Here is a 12,912-nt window from a genome sequence, read left to right on the forward strand (position 1 = left end):
TAATGGAAGCATTATGGCGATAACAACAGGTTTAACCGAACAAGAACTCTATGCATCGGTAGAGTGGAATGACTGCTCTGAAGGCTATGAAGATATTCTGTTTCATAAGTCTGTTGACGGTATTGCGCGCATTACCATCAACCGTCCGGAAGTGCGTAATGCGTTTCGCCCTCAAACTGTCAACGAAATGATCAAAGCGTTAGCGGATGCGCGTTATGACGAGAAAGTGGGCGTCATTGTGCTGACAGGCCAAGGTGAGCATGCGTTTTGTTCAGGCGGCGATCAGAAAATTCGTGGCGACTACGGCGGCTACCGTGATGACCAAGGCACCCACCACTTAAACGTGTTGGATTTCCAACGTCAAATCCGCACCTGCCCGAAACCGGTTATCGCCGCTGTTGCCGGTTATGCGGTTGGCGGCGGTCATGTGCTTCACATGATGTGTGACCTGACTATAGCAGCAGACAACGCGCAGTTTGGCCAAACTGGCCCGAAAGTGGGGTCGTTTGACGGTGGCTGGGGGGCGTCTTACATGGCTCGCATTGTGGGCCAGAAAAAAGCGCGTGAAATTTGGTTCCTGTGCCGCTTCTATGATGCGCAAGAAGCGTTGGATATGGGGCTGGTTAACCATGTCGTGCCTTATGCAGAGCTTGAGCGTGAAACCGTTCGCTGGTGTCGTGAAGTGTTGCAACACAGCCCAATGGCACTGCGCTGCTTGAAAGCCGCGCTGAATGCGGACTGTGATGGCCAAGCTGGTCTACAAGAATTGGCGGGCAATGCGACCATGATGTTCTACATGACTGAAGAAGGTCAGGAAGGACGCAACGCGTTTAACGAAAAGCGTCGCCCTGATTTCGATAAATTCCCGCGCAACCCATAATGGTAGCGGCAATGAAACACGCGAAAATATATCGCTATTCGCTGCCGATGGACAGTGGTGTGATTTTACGTCACACCCGTCTGGCAACGCGTGAGGGGTTGATCCTTGAGCTGAGTGATAATGGGCGACTAGGGCGTGGTGAAATCGCGCCTTTGCCAGAGTTCAGTCAAGAAACCGTGGACGATGCCGCGAAGCAAATTGAGCAGGTGTTGTCTGATTGGCTTGCCAACAAATCGATTGATTGGAACGCGCTATATCCGTCTGTCGCCTTTGGCTTGTCGGTTGCGTTGGCAGAGCTTGAGGGTGAGCTTCCTGAGCAGGGCAACTTTCTAACAGCCCCTTTGTGCAGCGGCGATCCTGATGAGTTGGTACAAAAGCTCGCCGACATGCCGGGGCAGAAAGTGGCGAAAATCAAAGTGGGTATGTATGAAGCGATTCGTGATGGCATGGTGGTTAACATGTTCCTTGAAGCGATCCCCGATCTCATGCTGCGCCTTGATGCTAACCGTCAGTGGACGCCCACCAAGGCTCAGCAATTTGCTCAGTATGTGAGTCCTGTTTTTCGTTCTCGCATCGCTTTTTTGGAGGAGCCTTGTCAGACACCTGAAGAGAGCTTGGCGTTTGCGCAAGACACGGGGATTGCGTTGGCATGGGATGAAACCGTGCGTGATGACGGCTTTGCGCTGGCAGCAGCAGAGGGGCTTCGCGCCGTTGTCATCAAACCGACATTGGTTGGCAGCCTAGACACAGTTAAAAGTCTTGTCTCGCAAGCTCACGCATTGGGCATGGATGCGGTGATAAGTTCAAGTCTTGAATCAAGCTTTGGTTTGAATCAACTTGCACGCATTGCGCATTGGCTGACACCGGACATGCTTCCCGGTTTAGATACGGTGGATTTGTTTGGTGCACAACTCGATACCCCTTGGCCGGGCTGCGCGTTGCCTCTGACTTCCCTGACCGATTGCAGCTTGGTATGGCAGCAAACAGCCTGATCCGTTTCGAGCAGTGGCCGTGGCAGCATTGGATGACAACGTATCCTGATGCGACGGCCATTGTGCGCGATGATGTTGAAATAAGCTGGCGGCAGCTTTGCGCCGACATTGCGAGCGTTCACTTCGACGTCTCGTTGCAAGCTGGCGCGTCTATCGCCATCCCTAGCGATAATCACTACGATACCCTCGTACTGATGCTTGCCGCATGGCAGCGCGGTTTGACGACGCTCATGCTCAATCCTGCCTTTCCAGAACGTGAGCGCAACGAGCTGCTAATCCATATTGGTATTGATTCCTTGGTAACGACACCAAGTGGAATGATGCTGAACACCTCGGTTAACACGCCAGTGTTTGACTATGACGCGCAGCGTTGTCTGACGTTAACCCTGACTTCCGGCTCCAGTGGCAGACCCAAAGCGGTTGCTCATACAGCAGAAAATCACCTTGCTAGTGCAACAGGCCTGTTTTCGCTCATGCCGTTTGAATCTGCTGACTGCTGGTTACTGTCGCTTCCACTTTTTCATATCTCAGGCCTTGCCATTGTCTGGCGCTGGCTAGCGCAAGGCGCAGCGCTAAAAATTGCTGATACCCGCGGTGAAAAGCTTATGACGGCGTTAAATGGTGCGACCCACGCATCGCTAGTGCCGACACAACTTGAACGCCTTGTCATGGCTGGCAAGCCTGCAAGCTTGCATTCTGTCTTGCTTGGCGGCGCAGTGATCCCTCAACACTGGGTTGATCTGGCCGAGAAACAAGGCATTCGCTGTTGGTGTGGCTACGGCATGACAGAAATGGCATCGACGATCACGGCAAAGCGCGCCGATGGGCATTTCTCTGTCGGATCGCCGCTGCCATACCGTGCGTTGAGTGTGTCACCAAACGGCGAAGTGTGCGTAAAAGGGGAAACATTGTCACCGGGCTACATGATTCATGGCGAATTGGTGCCGTTAACCGAGGATTGGTTTCAGACCAAAGACAAAGCTAGTTGGCGGGTTGAAGGGCGCAGGCAACCAGATCTTCAAATCATAGGCCGCTTAGACAATATGTTTATATGCGGTGGCGAAAACGTTCAGCCAGAAACGGTAGAACGAATACTCAGTGCTTTTAATGGGGTGACTCAGCTCTTCATCCTACCGATTGCACACAAAGCGTGGGGGCAAGTGCCTGTGGTGCTGATAGAAGGGGAGTGCGACGCGCAGGATTTTTTGACATGGGCGAAAACGCAGGTCCCGCCGTATCAGTGCCCGCAACGTGTTTTTGTGCTGCCAACACATCTCTTGGCGTCGGGCATTAAAGTGTCTCGTCAAGCACTGTCAGATTGGCTGAACCAGCAGTTGATGAATTAAGCTTACTTAGGCAAGTTAGCCTTAACATATATCTCCTCGCAACGCTTTCACGTCATTGAACAACCGCTCTGATGACGCCTCTGAAGGTGAAACAGGCGAGCCCGCCACAACCTCCACGTTAGATCGACAAAGTCTTGGAAACTTCAATAAAGCGCGTCCACCTTCACGGCTGAAATAGCTTCCCCAAAGGCCTTTTAGGGCTATCGGGATCACTGGGACGGGCGTTTGTTTGAGGATCAAGTCAATCCCTCGTTTAAAAGGCTGCATGTCACCGTCAGAGGTGAGTTGCCCTTCAGGGAAAATGCACACAAGTTCACCGGCTTCCAATTGCTGTTTGACTTGATTAAGCGCACAGCGAATAGAGCCGCTGGTGAGTTTGATAGGGATCACGCGCGTGGTGCGAAAGAAATAGTGCAACACAGGGAGGTGGTAATAATCTTCATCCATCACAAAGCGGATAGGGCGAGGACAGGCTCCGGCGAGTAGCAGTGCATCGACATAACTGACGTGATTACTGACCAGCAATGCGCCTCCTTGTTCGGGAATATGCTGCAAGTTTTTGTGTTGGACACGGTAAACGCTGTGGCTGAGCACCCAAATGATAAAGCGAAGTGCAAATACGGGGACCTGTTTACCAACGTACAACGCCACTGCAAGGTTCATCATGGCTAACGTGAAGAAGAACGCGGGAATACTGAGTTCAATCACACCCAATAACACTATGGCGAGAATCGCACTCACCACCATGAACAGTGAATTGTAAATATTATTGGCAGCAATGACTTGTGAGCGCTCCGTTTCTTCGGCGCGACTTTGCATCATGGCGTACAGCGGAACAATGAAAATCCCACCAAAAACACCAATAAACAATAAATCTATAAACACCCACCACAAAGACGGCTCTGAGATGAAACCGAGAAAAGTGTCAGTGTGCGGCGCAACATCCGGTGTCGAAAGCATCAGGTGCGCACCAAAAACAGTCAGCCCTAGTGCGCCAATTGGCACGATACCCGGTTCGATTCGGTGCCCTGATAATTTGTCGCAAAGCAATGAGCCGAGTGCAATACCAATGGAAAACAAGGTCAGTAAGAAGGAGACGGATGCTTCATTGCCACCGAGATACAGCTTGGCGTAGTTAGGAAACTGGGTGAGGTAGCTGGCGCCTAAGAACCAAAACCAGCTGATCCCTAAAATGGATTGCAGCACCACTTTGTCTTTGTGCGCGATGCTCATGGTGGTTTTCATTTGGCGCACAGGGGCAAAGCGAATCTTGAGTGATGGGTTGCCAGCACTGGCCTTAGGAATATAACGCGCACTGAGATACCCAAGTGCAGCAAACAGTATCACCGAGAATGCGGCAAGGTATTTGGCATCGGATTGGTTGGCGATGACCCCCGCGACAATCGTGCCAAGCAAAATGGCCAGAAAGGTGCCGGTTTCGACCAAGGCGTTACCCGAGACGAGTTCATTGGATTTGAGCGTTTGAGGCAGCAAAGCATATTTCACGGGCCCGAAGAAAGCTGATTGTGTGCCCATCAAAAAGAGAAGAAAAAGCAAGAGCATGTAGCTTTCGAAGATAAAAGCGACCGCTGCCAAGCTCATGATGGCGATTTCAACCAACTTAACAATGCGAATAAATTGCGATTTTTCGTATTTGTCAGCCAGCTCTCCTGCAAACGCGGAAAAAAGGAAAAAAGGTAAAATAAACAAGCCAGCAGCGAGATTAATGAATAGATTGGTGCTTACACCAAGTGCGCCTGGTGCAGCAAAGGCGACCAATATCAGCAGTACATTCTTGTACACATTATCATTAAATGCGCCAAACGCTTGGGTGACGAAATACGGAAGAAAGCGTCGCTGTGTTAACAGAGCTGATTGCTTCGACATTGCCCTTTTCCTTGCAGTTAGCGTTCTACCCAGCTGGATAAATACCCTGTGAGCAGGTTATCAATCAACTTACCGCCGTCAACGGGGGCATCAGTAAACAATTTGTCATCAACACTCAACAAGGTAATACCATGAACACCAGACCACAGGACACGACTTGCTTGTACAATGTCGTCGTCGCTTTTGTTTGGTGAAAGCTGTCGGAGCAGCGTTTCGAGCATTCCTGTCATATTTTGGATTCGGTCACTGTGCCATTCAGGCATTTTGTCGCCTTGCATGGTGTGTTCGAACACTAATCGCCAGCGATAAGGATTGGCCGCTGCAAAATCTAAATAAAGGTGCGCAAGTGCAAAGAGGGCGGCATTTGGGGTATCGGTATCGGCGAGTCTATTTTTTGCCTGATACTGAAGATCGTCCAAGGTGCGGGTAACAACGTGGAGAAGCAAAATATTATAGCTGCCAAAAACATTGACCAAGGTGCTGGGGACGTAGCCGATCATGGCGGCGATTTTGCGGAGGCTTAGCGATTGATAGGGTTCTGACTTCAAAAAATCTTCAACGCAATTTAGCGTCATTTCTACCAATTCTTCGCGGCTATGGTCGTTTCTGCGTGCCATTACATCAATGCTACAAAATAGTGAACAATGTTCGATATTCTAGGAGTGGCGGATCTAAAGGGCAAGTTACGTGCCTCTCAGTTTGAAGATATAGAGCAAACTGAGAGGCTTATGTGTGCGGCGTGTGCTTTTACGAGAAGCGCTGAGAGTTTTTAATGGACACTTGGTCGTTTAGTGTCCAGAAATCGTAGATGAGTCCGATAAGGAAAAATCCGCCTGTAAAGAGGTAAAGAATACCGGTGATCCATTTGCCCATGTACATGCGGTGAACACCAAATAAACCAAGAAATGTCAGCAAAATCCAAGCAACAGAATAGTCATACTGCCCGCTGTTAAAACGAAGATCGGCTTCGCGATCCATGGAAGGGATCAAAAAGAGATCGATTAACCAGCCGATACCGAACAATCCGAGCGTGAATAACCAAATCGTTCCCGTCACTGGTTTGCCGTAATAGAAACGGTGCGCGCCAAGAAAACCAAAAATCCAGAGTATATAACCGACTGTTTTACTGTGTGTATCGTTCATGGAATTTCCCCCTAAAGCATTTAACGCGAGAGTGTAAAACAACTTAAGCGCAAAGTGACTGATGTAAATCGTATTGAGTGCGTTTTTTTTGTCAAAGTCGCTAAAAGAAGAAGCCTGATCGCAAAAGGCATGAGAGAGCATGAAGGTGGAAATAAACGCTTAGTAACATTTTCAACGGGTGCATAGATTGACTTTATTTGCGATGGGCTTAGCATGAATGTATGTTACGCTTTTTGCGTAGTCTTGAAACTGAACGTAAAGGTTTGCAATGAAACGTTTTTTTGGATTGTTCGCGCTAATGTTTGTGATGGTGGTTTCTGCCCCACATGCTGAAGCGAAAAAATTTGGTGGCGGGAAATCTTTCGGCAAAAGCTTTAAGACTGCTCCAGCACCTAAATCTCAACCAACCAACACGAATTCTCTTAACAAGCAAAATGACCCTGCTTCTGCGGCGAAATCTTCGTCTAGAAAAGGCATGTTGGGTGGCTTGATGGGCGGCCTTCTTGCGGGTGGTTTGATCGCTGCTATGTTTGGGGGCGCGTTTGATGGCTTCCAGATGATGGATTTTCTGATCATCGCTGTGATTGCCTTTGTGCTGTTTAAGATCTTCAAGAGCTTAATGGCCGCGAAAAATGGTGCAATAAGCCAGCCGAATCGACAAGCGTATGCCGGTAATAGCCAGCAAAAAAGTAACGGCTATTATCATGAGCAGCCTCAGTCTCGCGAGTCGACAGCAACGTCTTCAACGGGTGGTTTTGGTGCGGTAAACAACGACGTGCCTTTTAACTTCCCCCCTAATTTTGACATGGCGGGATTTGTAAACGGTTCGCGTGAGCATTACCGTATTTTGCAAGGCGCATGGAATCACAACCAACTTGAAACCATCCAAGAGTATGTGACTCCTGAGCTTTACAATGACCTGTCAGAAGAGCGCAGTAAGCTTTCTGGCGAGCAGCAAACTGAAGTGATGTACGTTGATGCGGAAATTGTTCGTGCGGATTACGACAATCAACGCGCGCAGCTGAGCTTGCAGTTCAGCGGTCGTTACCGTGATGGTCAGGAAGGTGTCGAAGAAGACATTACTGACATCTGGCACTTGGAACGCGATATGACACAAGCTAACTCACCATGGTTAATTGTGGGTATCCAAGCGTAATATCAAGCTCGCTAGCGATATTGAAAAAGCAGCTGCCAGTCAGCTGCTTTTTTGTTGCCATTCACGTCTTACATACTTTAGCTTAACGTCGCCTTTACCGATTAACTCCTACCCTCCTGCTCTCCTGCTTAACGTTTAACCCCCTTCTTTCTTCAATCATCTTCAAACGATAAGCAACATGACTTCAATGATTCTTATGTTTGACCTAAACCATTCTCGTTAGCTTATTTGATACAACGCAGTTACAGTGTGGAAAAACCTGCTGGGAGCGTCTGCGTGAATGCACTGAAAACACCAACGAACTTATTGATCGCGATGGCTTTCATCATGGCGATGACATTTTCTGTTTGGAATGTTTTGCTTAACAACTTTGTGGTAGAGAAAGCGGCATTTACGGGGAAAGAAATCGGGATATTACAAAGCTTGCGCGAAGTCCCTGGCTTTCTGGCATTTACTGCTATCTATTTGCTGCTTTGGATACGCGAGCAGAGCTTTGCAATTTTGTTTCTCGCCCTGATGTGCATCGGGGTGGCTGTGACGGGGTGGTTTCCTAGCGAATGGGGGCTTTATCTCACCACCGTGGTGATGTCGATTGGGTTTCACTATTTCGAAACGGTGAATCAGTCGTTGACTCTACAGTGGGTGGATAAAGACAAAAGTGCGCAGTTTTTGGGGCGAGTATTGGCTTGGAAAGGCGCCGCGAGTCTCATCGCTTATGCCACTGTGTGGTTTGTCATGGAATGGCTAGGTGCGGACTACAATGCGGTATACATGTTATTCGGCTTTTTTGGCTTGGGCGCCGTGCTGTTTCTGTGGCTTAGCTTCCCCTCGTTTGATTCGCCCCACGTACAAACACGTCAGTTAATTCTTCGTCAACGATACTGGCTTTATTACGGCTTGACGTTTTTAAGCGGCGCACGCCGACAAATCTTCATCGTATTTGCGGGATTTATGATGGTGGAGAAGTTCGGTTACTCAGTGGGTGAGGTCAGTCTACTGTTCATCGTTAATTATGCCTTCAACATGTTGTTTGCCACTAAAATTGGCGCGTGGATTGGCAGGGTGGGAGAGCGACGGGCGCTGACCGTTGAATACATGGGTCTCGCCATTGTCTTTACGAGTTATGCTTTTGTTGAGAACGCGCAAATGGCGGGTGCCTTGTATGTGATTGACCACCTGTTTTTTGCTATGGCGATTGCCATTAAAACCTATTTTCAAAAGATTGCCGATCCACAAGATATTGCGTCAACGGCAGGTGTCAGTTTCACCATCAATCACATTGCGGCAGTTATCATTCCTGCGGCGTTAGGGTTGGTATGGTTGTATTCTCCAACGGTTGTATTTTTGTTCGGGACAGCGTTGGCGTTGAGTTCGTTGGTGTTATCTCGCTTTATTCCTTCAGCACCAGAGCCTGGAAATGAAGTGCGATTTTTCAGAACGAAGCACACCCAAGATGTGGCATAAATCAAATTTCTGAGGTTTTACTGGAAATTGAATAAATTGATCGACCAGTTCTTGATCTCGGCACAGTTTACCGCACGTTTGAAGGTCTATATTGACTCAACTGTTTGATTGTAAATGATTGCGGAGCCCTTATGCTTTTTACCTCAGAACTGCTTGAAGAAATGAATGTACTGGTGAAATTTACACTTTCAACAGACATGGCGGGATTAAAGGTTCGCAGCGATGCTGATCCTATTCTGGTTGCTGCCACAGAACGTTTGTATGATAAAAAACTGGTCACAGCGAAAGACGGTGGGTATTTGACATCTATTGGTCGTGATGCGGTTGAGCACGCCAAAGAAGCTTTGCGCATTCTAAGATCCGAGCCTTAGTCGACACCGACCAACCAATGATTTTCTTGATGCACAAAAGGGAGCCCGAAGGCTCCCTTTTTTAATGACCGCTGACTTAATTCGATTGGTATAAGCCGAGGCTTATTGCCAAACGTCCTTGTCGATTTCTTTGTCCAGTTTCGGGAACTTCTTGCGGTCGAAGGTTGGCGTTTTACCAGCCTTGCGTTGTGCCTCGTAGTCTTTCAACAAAGCGAACGCGACGCCAGAAAGTCCCAGAATGGCGACTAAGTTAATCATCGCCATCATACCCATCGACAAATCAGCGAATGCCCACACGGTTGGCAAATCGACCACTGCACCAATCACTACCATAGCCAGTACGGCTACACGGTAGATGCTGATTGCTAACTTGCTTTTGAATATGTACTCGATGTTTGATTCGCCATACGAGTAGTTGGCAATCAACGACGTGAATGCAAACAACAAAATAGCGATAGCAACGAAACCTGCGCCCCATGGGCCTACTTCGGTAACCAGTGCTGCTTGAGTCAGTGCAATACCTGTTAGGCCACTTTCCGTATCCAACATGCCAGAAAGCAGGATGATGGATGCTGTTGCTGTACAGATAACGATGGTGTCGATAAACACACCCAGCATCTGAACGTAACCTTGGGCGGCAGGGTGGTTTGGACGTGTTGTCGCAGTTGCAGCTGCGTTTGGCGCCGAACCCATACCCGCTTCATTCGAAAATAGACCGCGTTTGATACCTTGCATCATTGCAGCGCCAATCGCACCGCCGGCAGCTTGTTCAAAGCCCAGCGCGCTTTTCACGATAGTGGCAAAAATTTCAGGCAATACACCGATGTTAATGGCAATAACGTAAACGGCCACAATCAGATAACCGATAGCCATGAATGGCACAACCAGTTCAGCAACACGCGCGACGGAGCGCATTCCACCGAAGATAATTGGCGCGACACCTATGGCCAGAATGATACCTACCCAGGTGTTATCAGTGCCAAATGCGGTGTTCATCGCTGCGGCAATCGAGTTTGATTGCACGCCGTTAAATGCCAAGCCAAATGCAACAATCAAGCAAATCGCAAAGGCGATGCCTAACCAGCGCTGACCTAGACCTTTTTCGATGTAATAAGCCGGGCCACCGCGGTACGTGTTGTCTTTGTGGTTTACTTTGTATGCCTGAGCCAGTGTTGACTCCACAAAGCTAGTAGACATGCCGACCAATGCCGTGACCCACATCCAGAATACGGCGCCAGGACCACCCAGATAGATAGCGACAGCGACGCCTGCCATGTTACCGGTGCCAACGCGAGCCGCGAGGCTGGTACTGAACGCTTGGAAAGAGGAAATACCACCATCAGCGCCTTCTCGGCTGCCTTTGATGAGTGTGAACATGTGCCCGAAAGAGCGAAATTGGAGGAAACCAGTGCGAATAGTGAAGTACAGACCCGCGCCGATCAAAAGGTAAATAAGCACGCTTCCCCATAGCAAGCCATTCCCGGCATCGACAAAGGATACGAATAATTCTTTTAGTTCCGTCATAACAAACTCTACTGTCGTCAAAAATAAAAAGGCAGCGGAGCGATAAGGAGGAGACAAGGGATCTGAAACTTCCTTTTCAGCTCTCTGCCCCGGGTAACAAAAATCACCCTGGCGACGCTTCCTTGCAGAGATTCATGGCCTGTAGCGTTGCGCGTCTATTGCGCTATCTCCAAATCCGTTTGAGCATGTCCCTACGGCCAGTCTTAACTCATGAGCTTTTAGCGCCATGAGATTTAAAACGGCGCGATAATACTTCAAATTGGTGATCTGAGCATCTGAAAGTTTTGCCATTTGTACGTTCTGTAATCATATGGGTGGGTTTTGATGGGAAATTCCAACATAAACACTGAAATTGGTTAACATTGTAGGTGTGAATTCGACTGGGATAGATGTAGCAGTAGGGGGCGAAGAAATGAAACGAGCCCTGCTTAGTCAAGCGTTGGGCTGTGCACTGAAGAATCAGTTTTCTTGACGTTGTACTTTGTTTTCAAAATCCGCTTTTACGATCTCTAACGCTTTCAACACGGTCTCAGGCGTCACGTTATTGTTTTCCAATAAATAGATAAGATCGACGGCAAGTTTTACGTCGTCAGGTGCTTGTTCTAATCCAGATTGATTCATTGTTTTCATATCTCGGTATGTGGGTAGTAGGTGTTCAATGCCGCGCGAACAAGTTCTGCATGGAGCGGAACCAGTGCCGTCTGTTCCGTACGATAACCGCCACCGATCACTGCAGCAACAGGAATTTGGTGTGCTTTACACGCTTCAAATACTGCGTTGTCTCTTTGCGCAATACCACTCTGGCAGACTGACATGTAGCCAAGTTCATCGTCGGTATGAATATCAACGCCTGCATCATAGATCACTATGTCGGGTTGATGCTGCGCGAGGGCGAGTGTCAGACAGGGTATAAATTCGCGAAGATAATTGTCGCTGTCTGTACCGATGGGCATGGGTAAGTCGATGTCAGATTCAGGTTTGCGCGATGGGAAATTCTTATCGCAATGCACAGAGAGTGTCACGATATCAGATCGATCTCGTGCCAGTGTTGCGGTGCCATCACCTTGATGAACATCACAATCCACAATGAGCACTTTTTCAATTCCCGGGTAAGACAGTGCATGGTTAGCGGCAAGAATAAGATCGTTAAACAAGCAAAATCCGCTACCAAAATCATAGTGTGCATGGTGGTAGCCGCCAGTAAGGTGAATCGCCACACCGTGCTCAATTGCTTTGTCGACCGTGAGTGTTGTACCGCCTAAAGATGTCAGTGATCGCTGAATCAGCGCTGGGGTCCAAGGAAAACCAATTCGTCGCATTTTGACCAAAGGGAGGCTGCCAGAGATGAGCGCATCGACATAGTCGACATGATGAATGGCCTTTAGTTTGTCGCTGCACAAGACAGTAGGTTCAAACGATTGAACGGGCCATTGCTGTTGCTCGATAAATGCTTTAAGCAATTGATATTTTTGAAGCGGGTAGCGATGTCCGTCAGGTAACGGGAAATTAGAATACATTTCATGATAAACAAGGGGTAACATATTTTCTTATCACCCTTTCTTTTCTCGAAATGCAATCCGAGCTTCAATTTTCTTTTTGGACTCTCGACAACGTGCCAGTCGGTTTTCCGCGACCAGCAAATTTTTCTGTGCGCCTTGTTGTTCCGCGATAGTATTACCATGCGCGATGTTCAATTCCGCATCGCGTACCATATCGGCTAAACGCCGCTCCCACTCCTGATGTTGAGCAAGTTCTTGGTATAGTTGCCCTGTGGAGGTGCCGAACCTCGGTGCAAAACTACGCTCTTTCTGTCGAATCGATACCGTCGCCATTTCGCGTTGCAACGCGCTAATTTGATTGATGAGTTTTTCACAAAGATGTTCAGCGCGTTGAGGTGATAGCCGTCCACTGGATTGTTCTCGTTCTAGTGTGTCCACCACGCTTTTTGCTTCTGCCACGCAAGGCGTGAGGAAACGAGAAAGGGTACGAAACAAGCGCTCATCAAACAGTGGCTTGATGCCTTCGCCGCGTCGTCTATCTATCTCAGCGGCTTGAATGGCCAATGCATTGAGCTGTTCTTTTAGCGAGGATAAATCCATGTTATTTCTCAAATTGACGGTGAAAAATCATACCAATCGGATAAACCAGC

General features: G+C 48.5%; 13 protein-coding genes. 6 read left to right on the forward strand and 7 right to left on the reverse strand.

From position 1 onward, the window contains the following. Positions 1-13: 13 nt before the first annotated feature. Genes menB through ACED36_RS18060 form a run of 3 tightly spaced genes read left to right on the forward strand, consistent with a single transcriptional unit; the run spans position 14 to position 3,218 of the window. Complete coding sequence (gene menB, locus ACED36_RS18050) at positions 14-880, forward strand: 1,4-dihydroxy-2-naphthoyl-CoA synthase (RefSeq protein WP_016961022.1); 867 nt, start codon at positions 14-16, stop codon at positions 878-880. Between the two features lie 11 nt (positions 881-891). Continuing rightward, a complete protein-coding gene (menC, locus tag ACED36_RS18055) occupies positions 892-1,872 on the forward strand; it encodes an o-succinylbenzoate synthase (protein WP_371733649.1) in 981 nt (326 codons plus the stop codon). Then, complete coding sequence (locus ACED36_RS18060) at positions 1,854-3,218, forward strand: AMP-binding protein (RefSeq protein WP_371733650.1); 1,365 nt, start codon at positions 1,854-1,856, stop codon at positions 3,216-3,218. The genes menC and ACED36_RS18060 overlap by 19 nt, the downstream gene beginning before the upstream one ends. A gap of 21 nt (positions 3,219-3,239) precedes the next feature. Here the strand turns inward: ACED36_RS18060 and ACED36_RS18065 are convergent, their stop codons facing one another. The 3 genes from ACED36_RS18065 to ACED36_RS18075 form a co-directional block, all read right to left on the reverse strand. After that, positions 3,240-5,105 (reverse strand): MFS transporter, encoded by a 1,866-nt coding sequence (locus tag ACED36_RS18065; RefSeq protein ID WP_371733651.1) that lies wholly within the window; start codon positions 5,103-5,105, stop codon positions 3,240-3,242. A 17-nt stretch (positions 5,106-5,122) separates the two neighbouring features. Then, positions 5,123-5,722 (reverse strand): TetR/AcrR family transcriptional regulator, encoded by a 600-nt coding sequence (locus ACED36_RS18070; RefSeq protein WP_371733652.1) that lies wholly within the window; start codon positions 5,720-5,722, stop codon positions 5,123-5,125. 130 nt (positions 5,723-5,852) lie between these two features. Beyond that, positions 5,853-6,248 (reverse strand): TM2 domain-containing protein, encoded by a 396-nt coding sequence (locus tag ACED36_RS18075; protein ID WP_026023978.1) that lies wholly within the window; start codon positions 6,246-6,248, stop codon positions 5,853-5,855. A 268-nt stretch (positions 6,249-6,516) separates the two neighbouring features. Here ACED36_RS18075 and ACED36_RS18080 point away from each other — a divergent pair, with 268 nt between their 5' ends. The 3 genes from ACED36_RS18080 (at position 6,517) to ACED36_RS18090 (ending at position 9,239) form a co-directional block, all read left to right on the forward strand. Then, a complete protein-coding gene (locus ACED36_RS18080; protein WP_016961028.1) occupies positions 6,517-7,404 on the forward strand; it encodes a Tim44 domain-containing protein in 888 nt (295 codons plus the stop codon). A gap of 276 nt (positions 7,405-7,680) precedes the next feature. Continuing rightward, positions 7,681-8,868 (forward strand): MFS transporter, encoded by a 1,188-nt coding sequence (locus ACED36_RS18085; RefSeq protein WP_371733653.1) that lies wholly within the window; start codon positions 7,681-7,683, stop codon positions 8,866-8,868. A gap of 131 nt (positions 8,869-8,999) precedes the next feature. After that, on the forward strand, positions 9,000-9,239 hold the full coding sequence (locus tag ACED36_RS18090) for a TIGR02647 family protein (RefSeq protein ID WP_016961030.1): 240 nt from the start codon (positions 9,000-9,002) through the stop codon (positions 9,237-9,239). A 102-nt stretch (positions 9,240-9,341) separates the two neighbouring features. On the opposite strand, the gene ACED36_RS18095 is transcribed toward ACED36_RS18090, so the two are convergent. The 4 genes from ACED36_RS18095 to priC all read right to left on the reverse strand — a co-directional run bounded on the left by ACED36_RS18095 (position 9,342) and on the right by priC (position 12,862). After that, complete coding sequence (locus tag ACED36_RS18095; protein ID WP_371733654.1) at positions 9,342-10,763, reverse strand: alanine/glycine:cation symporter family protein; 1,422 nt, start codon at positions 10,761-10,763, stop codon at positions 9,342-9,344. Between the two features lie 459 nt (positions 10,764-11,222). After that, complete coding sequence (gene rsmS / locus ACED36_RS18100; RefSeq protein ID WP_016961032.1) at positions 11,223-11,393, reverse strand: pleiotropic regulatory protein RsmS; 171 nt, start codon at positions 11,391-11,393, stop codon at positions 11,223-11,225. Next, positions 11,390-12,304 (reverse strand): histone deacetylase, encoded by a 915-nt coding sequence (locus ACED36_RS18105; protein WP_371733655.1) that lies wholly within the window; start codon positions 12,302-12,304, stop codon positions 11,390-11,392. The genes rsmS and ACED36_RS18105 overlap by 4 nt, the downstream gene beginning before the upstream one ends. A gap of 9 nt (positions 12,305-12,313) precedes the next feature. Continuing rightward, positions 12,314-12,862, reverse strand: coding sequence for a primosomal replication protein PriC (gene priC, locus ACED36_RS18110; RefSeq protein ID WP_016961034.1), 549 nt, complete (start codon positions 12,860-12,862; stop codon positions 12,314-12,316). Positions 12,863-12,912 lie beyond the last annotated feature (50 nt).

Source organism: Enterovibrio sp. FF113, from assembly GCF_041439165.1.
GTDB lineage: Bacteria > Pseudomonadota > Gammaproteobacteria > Enterobacterales > Vibrionaceae > Enterovibrio > Enterovibrio norvegicus_A.

What these genes read in the sequence shown, in the direction of transcription:
- menB (WP_016961022.1), top strand. Translation starts at nt 14, where the DNA reads ATGGCGATAACAACAGGTTTAACCGAACAAGAACTCTATGCATCGGTA.
- menC (WP_371733649.1), top strand. Translation starts at nt 892, where the DNA reads ATGAAACACGCGAAAATATATCGCTATTCGCTGCCGATGGACAGTGGT.
- ACED36_RS18060 (WP_371733650.1), top strand. Translation starts at nt 1,854, where the DNA reads ATGGCAGCAAACAGCCTGATCCGTTTCGAGCAGTGGCCGTGGCAGCAT.
- ACED36_RS18065 (WP_371733651.1), bottom strand. Translation starts at nt 5,105, where the DNA reads ATGTCGAAGCAATCAGCTCTGTTAACACAGCGACGCTTTCTTCCGTAT.
- ACED36_RS18070 (WP_371733652.1), bottom strand. Translation starts at nt 5,722, where the DNA reads ATGGCACGCAGAAACGACCATAGCCGCGAAGAATTGGTAGAAATGACG.
- ACED36_RS18075 (WP_026023978.1), bottom strand. Translation starts at nt 6,248, where the DNA reads ATGAACGATACACACAGTAAAACAGTCGGTTATATACTCTGGATTTTT.
- ACED36_RS18080 (WP_016961028.1), top strand. Translation starts at nt 6,517, where the DNA reads ATGAAACGTTTTTTTGGATTGTTCGCGCTAATGTTTGTGATGGTGGTT.
- ACED36_RS18090 (WP_016961030.1), top strand. Translation starts at nt 9,000, where the DNA reads ATGCTTTTTACCTCAGAACTGCTTGAAGAAATGAATGTACTGGTGAAA.
- ACED36_RS18095 (WP_371733654.1), bottom strand. Translation starts at nt 10,763, where the DNA reads ATGACGGAACTAAAAGAATTATTCGTATCCTTTGTCGATGCCGGGAAT.
- rsmS (WP_016961032.1), bottom strand. Translation starts at nt 11,393, where the DNA reads ATGAAAACAATGAATCAATCTGGATTAGAACAAGCACCTGACGACGTA.
- ACED36_RS18105 (WP_371733655.1), bottom strand. Translation starts at nt 12,304, where the DNA reads ATGTTACCCCTTGTTTATCATGAAATGTATTCTAATTTCCCGTTACCT.
- priC (WP_016961034.1), bottom strand. Translation starts at nt 12,862, where the DNA reads ATGGATTTATCCTCGCTAAAAGAACAGCTCAATGCATTGGCCATTCAA.